The 17,724-nt window shown below is 42.4% G+C and carries 26 protein-coding genes and 1 pseudogene; 21 read left to right on the forward strand and 6 right to left on the reverse strand.

Annotation, left to right across the window (positions count from 1 at the left end):
• Positions 1-325 precede the first annotated feature (325 nt).
• From V7K49_RS17105 to V7K49_RS17130, 6 genes are all read left to right on the forward strand, one after another.
• Positions 326-1,615 carry a cation:proton antiporter gene (locus V7K49_RS17105; protein WP_335206548.1) on the forward strand — a complete coding sequence of 430 codons (1,290 nt, stop codon included), beginning with the start codon at positions 326-328 and terminating at the stop codon, positions 1,613-1,615.
• Positions 1,616-2,116: 501 nt separating this feature from the next.
• On the forward strand, positions 2,117-4,327 hold the full coding sequence (locus tag V7K49_RS17110) for a cation:proton antiporter (RefSeq protein WP_334868817.1): 2,211 nt from the start codon (positions 2,117-2,119) through the stop codon (positions 4,325-4,327).
• 4 nt (positions 4,328-4,331) lie between these two features.
• Positions 4,332-4,820, forward strand: a complete 489-nt coding sequence (locus V7K49_RS17115; protein ID WP_335206549.1) for a hypothetical protein — start codon at positions 4,332-4,334, stop codon at positions 4,818-4,820.
• 80 nt (positions 4,821-4,900) lie between these two features.
• On the forward strand, positions 4,901-5,740 hold the full coding sequence (locus V7K49_RS17120) for an AMIN domain-containing protein (RefSeq protein WP_335206550.1): 840 nt from the start codon (positions 4,901-4,903) through the stop codon (positions 5,738-5,740).
• A gap of 227 nt (positions 5,741-5,967) precedes the next feature.
• On the forward strand, positions 5,968-6,153 hold the full coding sequence (locus V7K49_RS17125; protein WP_334868811.1) for a hypothetical protein: 186 nt from the start codon (positions 5,968-5,970) through the stop codon (positions 6,151-6,153).
• A 203-nt stretch (positions 6,154-6,356) separates the two neighbouring features.
• Positions 6,357-7,151 (forward strand): hypothetical protein, encoded by a 795-nt coding sequence (locus tag V7K49_RS17130; protein WP_335206551.1) that lies wholly within the window; start codon positions 6,357-6,359, stop codon positions 7,149-7,151.
• Between the two features lie 40 nt (positions 7,152-7,191).
• Here the strand turns inward: V7K49_RS17130 and V7K49_RS17135 are convergent.
• Positions 7,192-7,464 (reverse strand): annotated as a pseudogene (locus tag V7K49_RS17135) (tyrosine-type recombinase/integrase); the annotation flags it as partial.
• 78 nt (positions 7,465-7,542) lie between these two features.
• Between V7K49_RS17135 and V7K49_RS17140 the strand changes: the two are divergent.
• The gene (locus V7K49_RS17140) at positions 7,543-7,827 is read left to right on the forward strand and encodes a hypothetical protein (RefSeq protein ID WP_335206552.1); all 285 of its coding nucleotides are present in this window, start codon (positions 7,543-7,545) and stop codon (positions 7,825-7,827) included.
• Positions 7,828-7,935: 108 nt separating this feature from the next.
• Here V7K49_RS17140 and V7K49_RS17145 read toward each other — a convergent pair whose 3' ends face one another.
• The 3 genes from V7K49_RS17145 to V7K49_RS17155 form a co-directional block, all read right to left on the reverse strand.
• Positions 7,936-8,475, reverse strand: coding sequence for a DUF3172 domain-containing protein (locus V7K49_RS17145; RefSeq protein ID WP_334868805.1), 540 nt, complete (start codon positions 8,473-8,475; stop codon positions 7,936-7,938).
• Positions 8,476-8,732: 257 nt separating this feature from the next.
• Positions 8,733-8,906, reverse strand: coding sequence for a hypothetical protein (locus V7K49_RS17150; RefSeq protein ID WP_334868803.1), 174 nt, complete (start codon positions 8,904-8,906; stop codon positions 8,733-8,735).
• A gap of 119 nt (positions 8,907-9,025) precedes the next feature.
• Positions 9,026-9,367 (reverse strand): hypothetical protein, encoded by a 342-nt coding sequence (locus V7K49_RS17155; RefSeq protein WP_335206554.1) that lies wholly within the window; start codon positions 9,365-9,367, stop codon positions 9,026-9,028.
• A 45-nt stretch (positions 9,368-9,412) separates the two neighbouring features.
• On the opposite strand from V7K49_RS17155, the gene V7K49_RS17160 reads away from it, so the two are divergent.
• Positions 9,413-9,670, forward strand: a complete 258-nt coding sequence (locus V7K49_RS17160) for a GNAT family N-acetyltransferase (RefSeq protein WP_335206556.1) — start codon at positions 9,413-9,415, stop codon at positions 9,668-9,670.
• Between the two features lie 9 nt (positions 9,671-9,679).
• Entirely contained in the window at positions 9,680-9,880 is a 201-nt protein-coding gene (locus V7K49_RS17165) for a GNAT family N-acetyltransferase (protein WP_335206576.1), read from the forward strand.
• An 81-nt stretch (positions 9,881-9,961) separates the two neighbouring features.
• Here V7K49_RS17165 and V7K49_RS17170 read toward each other — a convergent pair whose 3' ends face one another.
• Together V7K49_RS17170 and V7K49_RS17175 are read right to left on the reverse strand one after the other, a co-directional pair.
• On the reverse strand, positions 9,962-10,438 hold the full coding sequence (locus V7K49_RS17170; RefSeq protein WP_298905717.1) for an NAD(P)H-quinone oxidoreductase subunit N: 477 nt from the start codon (positions 10,436-10,438) through the stop codon (positions 9,962-9,964).
• 476 nt (positions 10,439-10,914) lie between these two features.
• Complete coding sequence (locus tag V7K49_RS17175; RefSeq protein WP_334723665.1) at positions 10,915-11,070, reverse strand: hypothetical protein; 156 nt, start codon at positions 11,068-11,070, stop codon at positions 10,915-10,917.
• A 280-nt stretch (positions 11,071-11,350) separates the two neighbouring features.
• Here V7K49_RS17175 and rplC point away from each other — a divergent pair, with 280 nt between their 5' ends.
• The 12 genes from rplC to rplX all read left to right on the forward strand — a co-directional run bounded on the left by rplC (position 11,351) and on the right by rplX (position 17,641).
• Positions 11,351-11,983 (forward strand): 50S ribosomal protein L3, encoded by a 633-nt coding sequence (rplC, locus tag V7K49_RS17180; protein WP_273765848.1) that lies wholly within the window; start codon positions 11,351-11,353, stop codon positions 11,981-11,983.
• Positions 11,984-12,158: 175 nt separating this feature from the next.
• Positions 12,159-12,797, forward strand: a complete 639-nt coding sequence (rplD, locus tag V7K49_RS17185; protein ID WP_334868796.1) for a 50S ribosomal protein L4 — start codon at positions 12,159-12,161, stop codon at positions 12,795-12,797.
• Positions 12,790-13,104, forward strand: coding sequence for a 50S ribosomal protein L23 (locus V7K49_RS17190; protein WP_094349089.1), 315 nt, complete (start codon positions 12,790-12,792; stop codon positions 13,102-13,104). Before rplD ends, V7K49_RS17190 begins: the two co-directional genes overlap by 8 nt.
• A 204-nt stretch (positions 13,105-13,308) precedes the next feature.
• Positions 13,309-14,172: a 50S ribosomal protein L2 gene (gene rplB / locus V7K49_RS17195; RefSeq protein ID WP_273765845.1), complete on the forward strand. Its 864-nt coding sequence runs from the start codon at positions 13,309-13,311 to the stop codon at positions 14,170-14,172.
• A gap of 143 nt (positions 14,173-14,315) precedes the next feature.
• Positions 14,316-14,594, forward strand: coding sequence for a 30S ribosomal protein S19 (gene rpsS / locus V7K49_RS17200; RefSeq protein WP_012410721.1), 279 nt, complete (start codon positions 14,316-14,318; stop codon positions 14,592-14,594).
• 80 nt (positions 14,595-14,674) lie between these two features.
• Positions 14,675-15,031, forward strand: coding sequence for a 50S ribosomal protein L22 (gene rplV / locus V7K49_RS17205; RefSeq protein ID WP_069070777.1), 357 nt, complete (start codon positions 14,675-14,677; stop codon positions 15,029-15,031).
• A gap of 54 nt (positions 15,032-15,085) precedes the next feature.
• The gene (gene rpsC, locus V7K49_RS17210; protein WP_334868794.1) at positions 15,086-15,865 is read left to right on the forward strand and encodes a 30S ribosomal protein S3; all 780 of its coding nucleotides are present in this window, start codon (positions 15,086-15,088) and stop codon (positions 15,863-15,865) included.
• 96 nt (positions 15,866-15,961) lie between these two features.
• A complete protein-coding gene (gene rplP / locus V7K49_RS17215; protein WP_273765839.1) occupies positions 15,962-16,387 on the forward strand; it encodes a 50S ribosomal protein L16 in 426 nt (141 codons plus the stop codon).
• 3 nt (positions 16,388-16,390) lie between these two features.
• A complete protein-coding gene (gene rpmC, locus V7K49_RS17220; protein ID WP_334868792.1) occupies positions 16,391-16,618 on the forward strand; it encodes a 50S ribosomal protein L29 in 228 nt (75 codons plus the stop codon).
• Between the two features lie 6 nt (positions 16,619-16,624).
• On the forward strand, positions 16,625-16,873 hold the full coding sequence (gene rpsQ, locus V7K49_RS17225; protein ID WP_100901244.1) for a 30S ribosomal protein S17: 249 nt from the start codon (positions 16,625-16,627) through the stop codon (positions 16,871-16,873).
• A 46-nt stretch (positions 16,874-16,919) separates the two neighbouring features.
• On the forward strand, positions 16,920-17,288 hold the full coding sequence (rplN, locus tag V7K49_RS17230; protein WP_069070772.1) for a 50S ribosomal protein L14: 369 nt from the start codon (positions 16,920-16,922) through the stop codon (positions 17,286-17,288).
• Positions 17,288-17,641 carry a 50S ribosomal protein L24 gene (gene rplX, locus V7K49_RS17235; RefSeq protein WP_273765834.1) on the forward strand — a complete coding sequence of 118 codons (354 nt, stop codon included), beginning with the start codon at positions 17,288-17,290 and terminating at the stop codon, positions 17,639-17,641. Before rplN ends, rplX begins: the two co-directional genes overlap by 1 nt.
• Positions 17,642-17,724: the final 83 nt, after the last annotated feature.

The following is a 17,724-nucleotide window of genomic DNA, read 5'->3' on the forward strand; positions in this document are numbered from 1 at the left end:
CAGATTATGGTTGAAATAGATGAAAAAGGTTAGAAATCGCAAATTAACAAATCATAAAAAATTATATATGGCGGTTTTAGTTTGGATGCAATATGTTGTATTGACGCACAGTTGTGTGGGTTCCTAAGAACAACATGGCAGTTGATACAACTTTGAAAACCAAAGTAATGCACTGCCTCTTGTATCTCATCAAATTAAAAACAGTTATCTTATATTGACAAAATTGGCATTTGTGCTGATGTAGTAGTCATCTATGAGAAAAACAGAACAAACTTTGGAGTTTGGGGAGATTCTTCAATGCAGAGACGCAAATTAAGGAAATGCAATGTCAAATTTTGATCTGGTTATTCAGCTATTTCTGCAACTCACAGTTATTTTAGCCACTTGTCGCGTCGTCACGATTTTAGGACGCCGCTATCTTGGTCAAACTGATGTTGTTTGCGAAATGATCGCAGGTGTAATGCTAAATCTATCACTTTTGGGCTTGATTGCACCGCATTTTCAGCAATGGTTGTTTCCTAAGCTTCCTATCATTACTTCTTTAGGAGACAAGATTCCCAACCCATCAATGTCAATTTTATATGCTATTAGCCAGATTGGTTTGGTAATTTATATGTTTTTAATTGGTTTGGAGTTCAATACCAAACTCTTAAAACATCATATCAAAAGTGCAAGTTTGCTATCTGCTGCCGGTATTATTACTCCCTTTATTTTAGGAGCGAGCGCATCTTTTTGGTTTTATCACAATGGTGATTTTTTCCTCCCAAAGGTAACACCTTGGTCAGCCGCTTTGTATCTAGGTGCGTCGATGACAATTACGGCTTTTCCGATGTTAGCTCGTATTCTTTACGAACGCGGTCTTGCACAAACCCGCTTCGGTACTTTGGCTTTAGGTGCAGCATCGGTAGATGATGGAGTTGCTTGGTGTTTACTAGCGATCGTGCTTGCTAGCGTGAAAAATTCTCTGAGCATCGCCGTATTAGCAATTGGTGGGGGCATTTGCTACGTGCTATTTGCGATTTTTCTCGGTCAACCTCTACTGAGAGCATTCACACGTATCACAAAACGCGATGCAGGTGTGAACAGACAAACCCTAACTTTAATGTTGATAATTTTGATGTTTTGTGCATGGTTTACCGATGTCACAGGCATCTATGCAATATTCGGTGCTTTTGTGCTGGGAGCAGTAACACCACGCGGGGAATTTGCCCAACAAATTCGCCAACATACAGAATTTTTAACTACTTCTTTTTTGCTACCAATGTTTTTTGTTTTCTCTGGATTGAATACTCAAATTGGATTGGTAAACACACCTACTTTGTGGGGAATTACGTTCTTAATTATTGCGATCGCAATTCTTGGTAAAGGTATTGCTTGTATGTTGGCAGCAAAATTGGCGGGAGAAAATTGGCGGGAATCTGCAACTATCGGCGCTCTGATGAATGCTCGTGGTTTAATGGAGTTAATCATTCTCAATATTGGTCTTGAACAAGGTATAATTACTCCAACTTTGTTCACTATCATGGTTATTATGGCAGTCATTACTACGCTCATGGCATCACCACTGATTGCCTTTTTGTTGCAAGGTACAAGCTATGATAAATCTTCCGCTTAAGCAAATTTAAATATAAAATTAATTACCTCGCAATTGGGTAAAATTTTCTGCTTGGACTCTGGATATAACTGCTAATTTGTTTGTAGTGGTGTTTAAACGCCACTACAAACTAACTAACTATTACATAATTTTCTTGATATCGGTAATTCGGAAGTTCTTCTAAATTAAGCTACTAAAATCATTAGAATTTATGTTTCGCAGTTGCAACTGCATCGTAACAATAATTGACATGATAACGAAGCAAAAATTACCCTTCCATGTATAATACGCTTGGGTTAAGGCTAAAACTATTTGTAAAATTTAATTGTTTTAACGACCTGCATTCACGTACCAGACGCACCAGAAGAACGCATAGACATCAAGTGGCTTCCCATAGGGTAGGACACAAAGAGAAATAAATACTTAAGTGAACTGTATTGGAGTGTATCTAACAAGCTTGACATTTTCCAGTCTTTTAAAGAATCATCTTAGAGAAACCAGATAGTTACTTTTGAGGAAACCATGCACATAGTTATTCTTGTTCTGGTTGAAGTGCTGATTGTTATTGGACTTTCACGGCTAGTAGGGCTAGGATTCCGTTCCATTAAGCAACCGCTGGTAATTGGTGAGATTGTCGCCGGGATTATGCTCGGTCCATCTTTATTTGGTTTAGTTGCTCCCCATCTAGCAGTTACCTTGTTTCCACCAGAAACTATTCCTTTTCTAAATGTTTTGTCTCAGGTGGGACTAATATTTTTCATGTTTTTGATTGGGCTGGAACTAAATCCAAAATACCTCAGCGGACAATTAGAAGTAGCTGTTTTAACTTCTCATGTCAGCATTTTAGTACCGTTTTCCTTAGGAACATTGCTAGCGGTAATCCTTTATCCCCTAGTTTCCAACGCAAGTGTATCTTTCACCGCCTTCACATTATTTTTGGGGGCAGCAATGTCGATTACTGCCTTTCCAGTGTTGGCGCGAATCATTACTGAAAAGAATTTACAAGGAACGCGTTTAGGAACGTTGGCGTTAACTTGTGCTGCGGTGGATGATGTGACAGCTTGGTGTCTCTTGGCAGTAGCGATCGCTGTAGCTCGAACTGGTGACTTTGCGGGTGCCATACCGACAATTATCGCCAGCATAGTTTACATCGGCTTGATGTTGACGGTGGGACGTTGGTTCCTCAAAGGCCTTGCCAAACACTACCTCCGTGCGGGACGTCTCAGCCAATTGCTGCTAGCTGGGATTTATATGGGCGTGGTTGCGTCGGCACTGATCACTGAACTAATTGGCATTCACTTAATTTTTGGGGCATTTTTACTGGGAGCAGCAATGCCCAAAAATGAAGATTTAGTGCGGGAATTGGCAGTAAAAACCGAAGATTTTGTATTGATATTTTTGCTGCCAATATTTTTTGCCTACAGTGGCTTAAAGACGCAGATTGGCTTGCTCAACCGTCCCGAATTGTGGCTTTTGTGTGCGTTGGTTTTAGGAGTGGCGATCGCAGGCAAATATGTTGGCACTTATGTAGCGGCCCGTGTGAGTGGGATTAGTAAACGGGAAGCCTCGGCACTCGGTTGGTTAATGAATACTCGCGGCTTGACCGAACTGATAGTGCTAAACATTGGTCTAGAGTTAGGGGTAATTTCCCCCTTAATATTTACCATGCTGGTAATTATGGCATTGGTAACTACATTCATGACCTCGCCACTCCTAGAATGGACATATCCGAAAAAGCTGATCAGGTTAGATGTCATGAAGCCACAGTTGGAAGCAGAAACAGGTATAAACACCTCTGCTGTCAGTGAAGCTTCCCCTCGTCCCTACCGAATTTTGGTGCCAGTGGCTAATCCAAGTACGCAAAAAGGTTTAGTACAGTTGGCAGTAGCATTGGCGCAGCCCGCTGTAGGGATCGCTCTCAATTACCGATATCCTGCCGTTGTTAACCCCCTCAGCCTGATTGAATTTCAAGAAGACTATGCCTTTGAAAGTACCCCAGTTGAAGCAGACCGATTAATCGCCCAGCGCCGCCACCAACTAGAAGAATTGATTAATACTCTCGAACCGCCAGAAACTCGTTCTTGTGTGCATCCTATCGTTCGCATATCCAGCAATGTTGCCCGCGAAACAGCACAGATTGCCACATTAGAACAAGTTGATTTAATTGTTGTAGGCTGGCATCGACCAGCTTTTAGTAGTAATCGTTTAGGTGGACGAGTCGGACAAATGCTTACGACTGCACCAGTGGATGTAGCAGTGTTTATAGATAAAGGCAAAGAGCGATTAGAAAGTTTATTGGTACCTTATTCTGCCAATATCCATGATGATTTAGCACTAATACTAGCTCTGAGACTGCTAATCAATCGTGAGACTTGTATGTTGCAGATATTACAGATAGTATCAAATAATACTAAAGAAGAATTGAGTTACGAACTGCACACCATGATGGAGCAATTGCCCACCAGTGTACGCGATCGCATTGAAATCAAAATTGTCGAGGCCTCAGAACCAATCCAAGCCGTAATTCAAGCCTCAGAACGTGTTGACCTAACTATTGCTGGCACCAGCCGCGCTTGGGGTATCGAGCGCCAAACCTTGGGAAGATATACAGATCAACTAGCCATCCAATGTCGTTCCTCCCTGCTAATTACCCGCCGCTACAGTCAAGTCACCGCTCACCTTGCCTCTATGCTTCCTGAGGTTAGTAGTCAAGAGCCAACATTGAGGAGTTGAGATTATGAATCATTTCAAGTTCAAATCTTTGGCTTTTTACGGAGTAGCAATAATTTTAGTACTACTGTTGTTTAAAACTGTAACCGTTTATGGGGAAAACAATCTTAAGGCTCCTGCTCCAGTTAACGGCCGCTATCGTCTAACCCTGTCAGAGAATTTGCCGAACTGTGAAAAATCGGATACCCTGACGTTAAACATTCAGCAGTCGGGTATTTACTTAAATGCCTCTGTATTACCGGCAAACGCTAACGCCGATACTGACGAAAAGCACTCTCTGGCAGGTATCTTCAGAAATCAACAGTTAAATTTATCTGGAAAAGTTGGTAGATCAATCCTTTGTAATATTCCTCGCCTCCAAAATGATCCTCTGAATTCAGTCACAATTCAAATGCAACTTGTGGATAAAGTTAATATGACAGGTCAATTAATTGTAAATGGTATTCCACAAACCCTGAGATTTACCCCTGTGCCCGAAAAATCTCAGAAGTTATGAATTGGGAAGTGGGGATTTAAAGCGCGAAGTAAACAGGAATGTGAGCGCATTGTATGGGTTTTATGGAGCAGATAAAAAGAATGGATCAGCGACTAAAGACTAGGCAATTTTGCCAATGGCGCAAGCAGCTATTTAGCATTAGTCTATTCGGCTTTTGTGCAGCGATCGCCCTCGAAACTTGCACTACTGCTGCTACACCAGTGGTAAAGCTAGATAATTGGCGTTTTTCCCCCAAGACACAGCAACTCGAAATCACCCTTTCAGCAGGCACAACCCCTCATTATTTCTACCTAGCCCAACCCTCTCGCCTTGTTGTAGATTTACCGAATACTAAGTTGGGCAAAGTTACCACGCAAAAAAATTATTCTGGAGCAATCAAAAGTATTCGCGTTTCTCAACTGAACGCTAACGACACACGCATTGTCTTAGATTTAGCACCAGGGACTGTTTTAAATCCTAAAAAGGTACAACTGCAACCCGTTTCCCGAAAAAACTCCACTCGCTGGGTATTACGTCCGCTTATTTCTGGTAAAACTACTGCCGTGAAACCAGCAAATTCCCCACCTTCACCCAAGAAACTACCTCAAACCCCCCAAAAGCCGCCTAGTAACTTACCCGTAACTACTAATAACCAACAACCACCCTTACTCACAGCTCCACCTCCATCCAATCAACTGCCCCCAACAATTACTATTAACTCAGGACAGCCTCTTGTAACCGTACCTCCTCTAAGCCCTAATACATCCTCTCAACAACCTGCTTTGATTCTTCCCCCTCCGTCTTTCCCAAATCAACCCGATAATTTGAATAACATTCCTCCTTCTGGTATGTCGGAATTTCCAGTTCCAACAATCCCCAATGTTCCCAATCCCCAGGTAATAGAGTTTGGTCAACCTTTACCCAAAACCCAATTCAAATAGAGCATTAGGCATAGCAGATGGGGCATGGAAAATCGAACCAATGCCCCATCTGCATAATTAGCAACTATTATCTTTCTCCAACTAACTCCTTCACCTTGTTGATGATGCTCACTGGATCGATACCTTGATATGGGTACTGTTCCCACAAACCACCATTTAGCGCAGCTTCATACAGAAATGGTATAGTTTTTAGTAGTATCGAGTTGATGTAACTTTTTAGTATTACTATGACATCATCTGAGTCGTCAAAACAACATTCCCTTTCTTTTGTAAATTATACATCTGAGGAATGGAAGGATTTGCAAGCAACTCATTATAATTTAATGGGTCAAAGTGTAATGGCTATTAAGGTGAATTCTAGTAATAAAATTACCATAGCCGTTGGTTTCGACTTCGCTCAACAAACTGAGTAATCGAGAGTTGAGCGAAGTCGAAACTCGTCAACATAGGTATTTTTTTTATCAGAAATCACCTAACTATATTTTAAATACTAATTTTCCTTTAGAAACAGCATTCTTTTTCGATGGAGAAGAAAAAGAAATCGTAGCTAAATAAATTTGAAGAATTTTTATTTAAATTTATCGATGTCTATTTATTGAAATCGGCAATTAAAATAGTGGCAAAGGACATTGTAGAAGAAAAAAATATTTTTAGCAAATTATTTTTGATTTTAGCATCATTTGTATTCATTATACCGATGTTTTTATTAAGTTTTAAAATTTTTCAATTTAAAAGATTAATTTTAGTACTGTTAGAATTTTATACGAAATCATTGACAGATAGGTTAATAGTTATATACACGAGGTTAAAATCCGCCAGCAACTTAAATATTGCAAATAATAGACAACATAGATTTTGGTTAATAAAAACTATTGAGGATTGTAAAAACTTCTCAAACACTTTTAATTCCATAGCAAGTTATAAATATATATTTCCTTTATTTAGTGGTTTGACAGCTTTGTTACCAGTTATCATAAAAAATACATTTGTAAGTGATTTTTTAAAAAATTTTATTAAAAGTCCCCCTCATCTTAATCATATATTTGTACAACTATTTGTTTTATTATTTTTGTATTTGCCTACTCTCATAATTATATTAATATTTATTAATTGCTATCTAGTCATGATCTATATTTTAAATAAGTTTGAAGTATTTGATTACGAAAATGAATTATATAAAAAACTAGAAAACAGGGTGAACATTAAAAGATTGGATATGAATGCAGGTGATCAACTATATATAAGATTATTTTTTCTTTTACAAATATTTTTTATAGTTAGTAGTTTGGTTTTCTTTATACCACATTTATTAGATATTTCGTTTACTATAAAAATTCCATTAATTTTCATAATTTTAGGTTTGGCTTTGGCGTGTTATGTCTTTTCTTGGTTGAATAAAAAAAATAAATAATTCAACCTGTCTCCACTAGTTCATATAATTTACAGGTAAGTTAATCGCTCGAAACCGTTTCTCTATCAGGTATAGACTCTACGTCAGCTAACACCCTTTTCCTGACGTAACCCTCACCCTTATGCCCCAACATCGACAGCGTTGACACCGCTCCCCTCACCTGTTCTGGCTGGACTTCCAAATATTTCTGTAATTCTTCTAAGTTTCTATGACCTGAAACCTCCTGGATGATCCTCAACGGAATACCAGCGTTACTCATCTAGGTCAAAGCAGTCCGTGTAAAGCTGTGAGTGCTAACACCCTCAAACCCAACACTCTCAGACATTTCACACAGTATTGCGAAAATAAATATAATGGTCTCGAGACAAAACCTAGTCCATTAAGATTACGGATGATTCGTGCAGATTTGTGCATGTTGGGGGTTTGCAGTTTGCATCCAGAGGTTGGGATTAGTGTACCTAACCTAGACGAAGCTCACGTCAAACGAGCCATAATTGCTGGATCAGCTGAGGTAGTAGGATTAGTGACAGCAGAAAAATTGGACACGGCTGCTCCTTATCTAGTGGAGTCCATTCGTGCCCTGACTTACCTAGTAACTGCACCTACAGTATCTAATAATATGCTGAGTGCCTACAAAGCTTTAGGTTTGACCATTATCCGTGATGAGTACGCATGATCTAATTTGGCAGATGCGATCGCTGGGGATTGGAGAGAAAAGGAGGACAAGGGAGACAAGGAAAGAATTTCTCCAATACTCAATGCCCTGTTTGCCCCATTCCCAAATCTAAAATCTGTCCGTTTGCTGAGGTGTTCCAACTGCTCCTGGTTGAGCCGTGAAGAAGTTTTGAGCAGCTTCATTCTGATATATACACCTAATATCAGGTTTGTCACTGTCCAAGTTACCCGTAAAGCCAAAGGTGTTCAGGCGATTTTTGCACTCATTTACTTGAGCAGATGTCACCAGCTTACGTTGCTCTAGAATTGCCCAGTCATTTTGTCGGATCACACATCCAGGACGCATACTCGGCTGAGAAACATAGACATTGAACGGGTTGAGAGTGACGAATAGTCTAGTGTCCATTACCATAGCGCTAGCTCCGTACTGCACACAAATCTCAGGGTTGGGTGCTTTGAGATCAATGAATTCACGAGAAGCCACATTTGATGGGGCCAACGTGGTTGTAGAACTAAAGGCAATGCCAATCCCAATTCCCAAAATCAACACCCCTCCCATAATTGCAATGGTGAAGAGGTTAAACATTGGGGATTGGAAAATAGAGGGTTTAGAAGTAGTAGCCGATTTACCAGTGGGTTTACGTCTCATTGTTGCTTAATCACCTTCACGCCGATTTGGCAGGGAGTGGTCTAAAGTTTTCTCCCTCTTTCAGTATGCCTATTCTTGACTGTAATTGCCTGTGGCTTTCTGTACTATATTCTTGTTAAATGAGAAAAATAGGAACTTATCTTGATAAGTAAGTCGGCGTAAATAATTAAAGGTTGGTAATAAGCGGCTCTAGGTTAGATAAATTAAGCTTTTTTGGCGATTTTTGTGTAAGTCCTATTAATTTTCAATTTTTATTATTAGATATTTTTGTTACCCCTACTAATTGTGGGATTGAGTGGGCGATCGCTCTTTCTGTGTGAGGTGGTTATAAATTCGCTCATCAACAGGATTAAAGCTTTGATCACAACCTCTGCTTTAACTGTTGAATTTTCTGTAAAACTTTTTGCCGATGCTGCGTCAGCTTGATCCATCGGGGTAGGCGACTGGCAAGACTGCCATTGTGCCAGCCTAATGTGTCATCTGGCAAGCATTCTCGCAACCTAGATTGAACATAGCTTTCCAGAAAGTTCAAATGTGCTTCATTATATGCTCAAAGCACCTGACCGCAACAAGAGGTTTGTAGCCACAGGGGCAAGCCAAAAAAATGGTCTAATATTCCATAGCTAGAATTTCTTTGAGCCATGTAATTGTTTTGCCACAATAGCAATGCGGCTTTTCGCTTCCCATCCTTTGATTGTTGCTTTGTATAACTACAGTGGTGACAGGTAATTCTTTTGATTGAACTGAGACTTGATTGCTCAGAGTTTACAGTTAATACTTTGGCAGTGCGTAGGCGCAGCCCGCCGTAGGCATCGCATTGGGGACAACAAACTAAAATTTCTTCTTCAAAATCAGAAAGCCGTTTGCCATAGTCTCTAAATCTTATAACCATTCCAGACATCCACTTATACCGTTTCTGCAACAAATTCCAGAACTTATGCTGATCCGCCCCGCCACAACAGCTGACGTACCCGCAATTTTACCAATGGTTGCCAAAATTTCTGCTTTGCATGAGTCTTGGGATTCTGCCAAATATGGTTTTCTGCCGAATCCAGAACAGCGTTATGAACAATGGTTGACGCGTTTGGCAAATAACGAGCGCAGCGTCTTTCTAGTATCTGAAGATGAAGCGCAACTTGTAGCTTTTCTGGTGGCGACAATTGAGCGAGAAATACCAATTTATCGGTTACAGTAATTTGCTTTTATTCATGATATCTGGGTTGAGCCTGAATATCGCCAAAACGGAATTGCGCGGCAGATGGTGATGGTAAGTATTGAACGCTTTCATCAGATAGGCGTCAAGCAAATTCGTCTAGATACAGCAGTTGCTAACGAGGCTTCACGGCGGTTATTTGCATCTTGTGGTTTTCGACTCAGCATTATTGAAATGCTGAGAGAATTATGAGTTATGAGACGCGATTAATCGCGTCTGTTAGGAGTTAAAAATTGAAAACTCCTAACTTTTAACTTTTAACTTTTGTAAGTGTTAGCTAGCTAACAGAGTTTTTTCTAGAGAAGTCCAACGGAAAGCGCGATCGCCACCTCTCTCAATGATTACTCTTACTCGTGGTTCTAGCTGAGGCAAATTCGTTAAATACTCAAGTTCCTCATTGGAAAGAATATGCCCTTCAATAATCCACAACACCAGCCCTTTTGACTTTGGTGGTAGCTGTTCTAGATGAGAATTGAGAATTGGTGGCAAATAGTACACCTGACCTACTGCTGCACCGCTACCAGTGCTTTTTTTACCAAGATGAGGAGGTCTGACTCCATGAATTCTTGTGAGATACGCAGCTACGTCCCCTAGTCCTTTAGCAGTAATGTGGAGGGTGGTATAGCCAGCTGCACGTAGTCGGCGCTGATATCGACCTTCATAACCCCCTTCCAGAGGTACATACACTCCAAGAGCGCCAAATTTTTCCAGATCGCGGATTAAACCGTTGCCGGTGGTAATTAGTGCCATAGATTTTCGTCTTATCCCACTCAGATATCTCTATTATTTACCCTGAACCGATAGATTAAGTTAAAGCATTTTCTTTGGGCATTGGGAAAAACTCTTCTCCCCTACTCCCCAAAAATAACTCTATAAATTACTGGACAAACATAAATAAATAATTTATATTATTAGATTGTGACCAAACACGCAAATTAGGTTGCCTTCTTACTGTCATTCTGAGATAGTGTTAGCATCAAAAGCTGATGATTCAATCCAAACAGGATAAAACTAACTTAGATTGATCATAGACTGGTAAACTAAGAAAGCTTTCAGGTCAACATTGGAGCTTATGGACGAAGAACCAAAGCCAATCCTAAGCTCCAAGGTAAATTTACTCCTGTGCCTCTGAAAAAGCAGGCAAAATCTTAAGCAATAGTTTAAGGTGTTTAGGGAAGTAAAAACTGAGCAGCAATGTTGGTTTCATGGCATTACGTTAGTCTCAGTTAACGGATACTGGGCGGTAAAAACCGCTTAAGTCCAACTGCAACACGGCAGTAGCCAAACTCCGGGAAGCCGCCCTTTGGGTGTGTATAAATCGGAAAACCCGCCGACAGCGCTGCCTCCAGAAAGTGCCAGAGCAATTGCTTGGACGAAAGCATTGCTGCACACAGTTTAAAGCTGTAGCGCCTTGCATTGATTCCAGAAGTTACTCCTTCCGAACAGGAAGGGACTTGTGGCTGTTCTGGTGATCTATTGAGTGAAGCTAAACAGATTCACCAAGCAGTACGGACACGGTTTGTTGTGTCCCAAAGCATTTGGAGCGGTTTATTTAAGCCATTCCGAATTTCGCAGGCTAACTCAGCCTAAACTGATGCGTACAAAGCGTGTCCTCTAGAGTCCAATTCCAAGGTCAGCAAGTAGAAAGGAGAACCAGTTACTGTGTCTGTAGGTATTCTCGGCACCAAGCTGGGCATGACCCAAATATTTGACGAAGCAGGAGTAGCCATTCCTGTGACTGTCATTCAAGCAGGTCCATGCACTGTTACACAAGTTAAAACGAAGCAAACCGATGGTTACTTTGCTATTCAAGTTGGTTATGGCGAAGTTAAACCAAAGGCACTAAACAGGCCACTACTGGGTCATTTGGCTAAATCATCTGCCCCAGCATTGCGTCACCTAAATGAATATCACACCGATAGTTCTAGTGATTATGCTTTAGGTCAACAGATTAAAGCAGATATTTTTAGTGCGGGTCAAATTGTCGATGTAGCCGGCACAAGCATTGGTCGCGGCTTTGCGGGTAACCAGAAGCGCAACAACTTTGGTCGAGGACCCATGTCACACGGTTCCAAAAACCATAGAGCGCCAGGTTCTATTGGTGCTGGTACAACGCCAGGTCGTGTCTATCCAGGTAAGCGGATGGCAGGGCGTTTAGGTGGGAAACGCATCACAATCCGCAAGCTGACCATAGTGCGAGTTGATGCAGAACGCAACTTATTGCTAATTAAGGGAGCCATTCCTGGTAAACCGGGCGCTCTAGTAAGTATTGTGCCTGCAAAAATAGTGGGATAGTCAAAAGTCATTAGTCAAAAGTCATTAGTCAGTAGTCATTGGCTAAAGACAAATGGCAAAAGACAAATGACAGATGACGCCACATGCTTCAGTTGGGGAGACCCCATCGCCCTTTGCGTCTCCCTTTGGGAGAAGACCGCAGTGGCTCACCAATGACAAAGGACAAATAACAAAGATGGTTGAAAGCGTAGTTAAAAATTGGCAAGGAGAACAGGTCGGTGAGACGACCTTCGAGTTGCGCGTTGCCAAGGAAGAAACAGCGTCTCATATCGTGCACCGCGCTTTAGTACGGCAATTGACCAATGCTCGTCAAGGAAATGCTAGTACAAAAACTCGTTCGGAAGTCAGAGGCGGCGGTCGTAAACCTTGGCGACAAAAAGGTACTGGTCGCGCTCGTGCAGGGTCTATTCGTTCACCACTGTGGCGTGGTGGTGGTGTAATCTTTGGACCAAAGCCCAGAGACTTTGACCTCAAGTTGAACCGTAAAGAGCGACGTTTAGCACTACGGACAGCATTTGTAAGCCGCAATGAGGACTTGATCGTAGTAGAAGAATTTAGCAGCGAGTTCTCTCGCCCGAAGACTAAAGACTTAGTGGCAGCGCTTGCCCGTTGGGGAGTGTCATTAGAAAACAAGTCCCTGTTAATTTTGTCTGAGATTGCGGATACAGATAACGTTTATTTGTCAGCCCGCAATATTGAAAATTTAAAACTAATTGCAGCTGACCAGCTAAATGTTTTTGATTTACTGCACGCTGACAAGATTGTAGTTACGGCATCAGCCCTAGAAAAAATTCAGGAGGTCTACAGTGCCTAGCTTTGACCCCCGCGACCTTGCCGACTTAGTGCGTCGCCCAATTGTCACTGAGAAAGCGACCATCCTAATGGAGCAGAATAAGTACACCTTTGAAGTAATTCCAAAGGCATCTAAGCCAGAAATCAAGGCTGCGATCGAAGACTTGTTTCAGGTCAAGGTTGTAAAAGTAAACACCATCTTACCACCGCGTAAAAAGCGGCGCGTTGGTAAATTTATTGGTTATAAGCCCCAATATAAGCGAGCCATTGTTACCGTTGCACCTGGGGATGAAGACAAGATTAGACAAGTCCTATTCCCAGAAGTCTAGGAGTTTTAAATTTTAGATTTTAGATTTTAGATTTTAGATTGAGGAGTTTACTCAATAATTACGATGATCGCAATTAGTTAAACACTCATTAAATCAAAAATCCAAAATCCAAAATTAAGTAAATTCAAAATCGTTCTACTGAGCGAACGCAAGAGCGTCTCGCAAGAGAAGCCGAAGTCCAAAATCCAAAATCCAAAATAGATTATGGGTACTCGTTCTTACCGCCCTTATACCCCCAGCACTCGCCAAGTTACAATCTCTGACTTTGCGGAAATTACAAAAACCGAGCCAGAGAAATCCCTAACTACCTCGAAGCATCGCGCCAAAGGTCGGAATAATCACGGGCGAATTACTAGTCGTCGCCGGGGTGGCGGACACAAACAACTTTACCGGATCATCGATTTTAAAAGGGATAAACATAATATTCCTGCCAAAGTCGCAGCGATTGAATACGATCCTAACCGCAATGCCCGAATTGCCCTTTTGTATTACCAAGACGGCGAAAAACGGTACATCCTCCACCCCAACGGGTTGAAAGTTGGAACAATAATTATTGCTGGGCCTGAGGCTCCCTTTGAAGATGGTAATGCTTTACCGCTCTCGAAGATTCCCTTGGGTACTGGTGTTCACAACGTAGAACTGACTCCTGGTAAAGGTGGTCAAATCGTGCGTGCTGCTGGTGCAATCGCTCAAGTTGTGGCAAAAGAAGGTAATTATGTAACTCTCAAGTTGCCTTCAGGAGAAGTCCGCTTGATTCGACGCGAGTGCTACGCCACCATTGGGCAAGTAGGCAACACCGATGCTAGAAACCTGAGTGCAGGTAAAGCAGGGCGAAATCGCTGGAAAGGTCGCCGTCCTAAGGTTAGAGGTAGCGTCATGAACCCCGTAGATCACCCACACGGTGGTGGTGAAGGTAGGGCGCCCATCGGTAGATCGGGACCTGTTACACCTTGGGGTAAACCCACATTGGGCGCGAAGACACGCAATCGCAAGAAACTTAGCAGTAAATTGATTGTGCGCCGTCGCCGGAAGTCTTCCAAACGTGGTCGCGGTGGTCGTGAATCATAGAATTTTAGATTTTGGATTTTAGATTTTAGATTGGGGTCTACTTAATTAAAATTATAAAATTTTCCACCCCAGTGAGATACCTAATCATCCAAAATCCGAAATTCTAAATCCAAAATCCAAAATCCAAAATCCAAAATTAAATTATGGGTCGTTCTCTAAAAAAAGGTCCTTTCGTTGCGGATCATCTCTTAAAGAAAATTGAAAAGCTCAACGACAACAACAGAAAAGAAGTTATTAAAACTTGGTCACGAGCTTCAACAATTTTGCCCCTAATGGTAGGTCATACCATAGCTGTTCACAACGGACGCCAACACGTTCCAGTTTTTGTAAATGAACAGATGGTGGGACACAAATTGGGGGAATTTGCCCCAACACGCACCTACAGAGGCCATGGGAAAAGCGACAAAAAAGCAGGTAGGTAGTCATTAGTCATAAGTCATTGTCATGAGCTTAAAGACAAATGACAAATGATTAATAACTAATGACAAAATTGGAGAAAATTATGGCTACTAATACTACTGAAGTGAAGGCGATCGCTCGTTTTATCCGCATCTCGGCCTACAAAGTGCGTCGGGTACTTGATCAAATCCGAGGGCGATCGTACCGAGAAGCGTTAATCATCTTGGAATTCATGCCCTATCGCGCCACTGAACCCATATTGAAGGTTCTCAGAAGCGCTGCTGCCAATGCCGAACACAACGCTGGCTTAGATCGGACTCAACTAGTAATTACTCAGGCATACGCCGATCAAGGCCCACCGCTAAAGCGGTTCCAACCAAGGGCGCAAGGTCGAGCTTACCAAATTCGCAAGCCGACGTGTCATATTACTGTGGCTGTTGCAGCTGCCCCAGAAAAATAAGCACGCTTACACGAAATAAATTGCGTAAAGTAAGAAATCTTAGAGGAAGCATTCGTGGGACAGAAGATTCATCCAGTTGGTTTTCGCCTGGGTATTACACATGAACATCAATCCCGTTGGTTTGCTGTTCCTGATCGCTATCCAGAACTACTACAAGAAGACTACAAACTCCGTCAGTACATAGAACAAAAGCTGGGTAGACTTGCTCAAAATAACGCCGGTATTTCTGAGGTACGAATTGAGCGCAAAGCCGACCAAATCGACTTAGAAGTACGCACAGCTAGACCAGGTGTAGTAGTGGGCCGTGGTGGGCAAGGCATCGAATCCTTGCGTACCGGACTCCAAGGACTGTTGGGTAGTAATCGCCAAATTCGCATTAACGTAGTTGAAGTCCAACGAGTTGATGCTGATGCCTACCTAATTGCTGAATACATTGCTCAACAATTGGAACGCCGGGTTTCCTTTCGCCGGGTAGTGCGGCAATCGATTCAGCGGGCGCAACGCGCTGGTGTCCAAGGGATTAAAATCCAAGTCAGCGGTCGGCTCAACGGTGCGGAAATTGCCCGGACAGAGTGGACTCGTGAAGGTAGAGTCCCTTTACATACCTTACGGGCTGACATTGACTACTCTTATTGCACGGCAAAAACTGTTTACGGCATTTTGGGTATCAAAGTATGGGTGTTTAAAGGAGAAATTATTCCTGGACAGGAAGAAACTCCACTACCACCCGCAACCCGTGATCCTCGCGATCGCGGGGATCGCGAGCGTGAACCCCGTCGTCGTCAACAACAACGTCGGCGTCAGCAATTTGAAGACCGCTCAAATGAAGGATAAAAAGGCAATAGGACATGGCGCATAAGGCATAGAAAACTGACGATGCCCAATGCTCAATGCCCTGTTTGGCCAATGCCCAGTACCCAGTAGCCAATCATGTTAAGCCCTAGAAGAACTAAATTCCGCAAACAACAGCGCGGACGGATGGAGGGACTAGCCACCCGTGGTAGCACCCTCAACTTCGGTGATTTTGCACTCCAAGCGCAAGAGCCTGCTTGGATTACCTCCCGGCAAATCGAGGCTTCTCGTCGGGCAATGACCCGTTATATTCGTCGGGGCGGACAAATCTGGATTCGGATTTTCCCTGATAAACCTGTAACCATGCGTCCTGCTGAAACCCGGATGGGTTCCGGTAAAGGTTCGCCAGAGTTTTGGGTAGCTGTAGTCAAGCCAGGGCGAATTTTGTTTGAAATCGGTGGGGTTTCTGAAGAAATCGCCCGTGAAGCTATGCGTTTGGCTTCATTTAAACTACCCATAAAAACTAAGTTTATTGTGCGCTCTCAACCACAGGAGCAGGAGTAGCTTATGCCTCTTCCCAAGATTTCAGAAGCTAGAGAATTAAGTGACGAGAAACTCTCTGAGGAAATTGTCGCGATCAAAAGACAACTATTTCAGTTGCGCTTGCAAAAAGCCACCAGACAACTAGAAAAGCCCCACCAGTTCCGACAAATCCGACACCGCCTAGCCCAATTGCTGACGCTAGAGACAGAACGCAAACGGGTAGCAAGTCAATCGGCTAATGAAGAAAAATAGGAGATTATGGCAGTTAAAGAACGAGTTGGCTTGGTAGTGAGCGATAAAATGCAAAAAACTGTGGTAGTTGCCATAGAAAACCGCGCTCCTCACCCCAAGTACGGCAAGATTGTGGTTAATACCCAACGATATAAAGTTCACGACGAAGAAAATAAGTGTAAAGTAGGCGATCGCGTTCGCATTCAGGAAACTAGACCCCTGAGTAAAACCAAGCGCTGGAAAATCACAGAAGTCCTGAACGTCAAACCTACTTAAACCTCATCGTTGTTAGAAACTAACAACATTACAAGGGAGAATAATTGTGATTCAACCCCAGACTTACCTGAATGTCGCAGATAATAGCGGTGCCCGTAAACTAATGTGCATCCGCATTTTAGGTGGAGGCAACCGCCGTTATGGTTTCATTGGTGATAAAATTATCGCCGTTGTCAAAGATGCTACACCCAACATGGCTGTAAAAAAGTCTGATGTCGTGGAAGCAGTAATTGTCCGCACTCGTAAAGCCGTAAGTCGTGACAGCGGCATGAGTATTCGCTTTGATGATAACGCCGCTGTGATCATCAACAAAGACGGTAACCCAAGAGGCACACGAGTTTTTGGCCCAGTTGCCCGGGAACTGCGCGATAAAAACTTTACCAAAATTGTTTCTCTGGCTCCGGAGGTGCTTTAATGGCAACCAAACAGGGTACGCCCAAAGTATTCCATAAAATGCACGTCAAAACTGGCGACACCGTACAAGTGATTGCTGGCAAAGACAAAGGAAAAGTTGGTGAAATTATCCAGGCACTTCCCCAACTGAGTAAAGTCATCGTCAAAGGTGTCAACATTAAAACCAAGCACGTCAAACCCCAGCAAGAAGGGGAATCAGGGCGGATTCTCACCCAGGAATTCCCGATTCATAGCTCCAATGTGATGCTTTATTCCACCAAGCAAAACGTTGCCAGTCGTGTTTGTTATACCTTTACCTCAGAAGGCAAAAAAGTTAGAAAACTCAAGAAAACTGGCGAACTTCTTGATAAATAAGAATTAGCCAACTTGAGATTTTAGATTTTAAATTTAATCCAAAATCCAAAATCTAAAATCCAAAATTAAAAGTTCCCTGACCA

It is taken from the genome of Nostoc sp., from assembly GCF_036919675.1.
Classification (GTDB): domain Bacteria; phylum Cyanobacteriota; class Cyanobacteriia; order Cyanobacteriales; family Nostocaceae; genus Nostoc.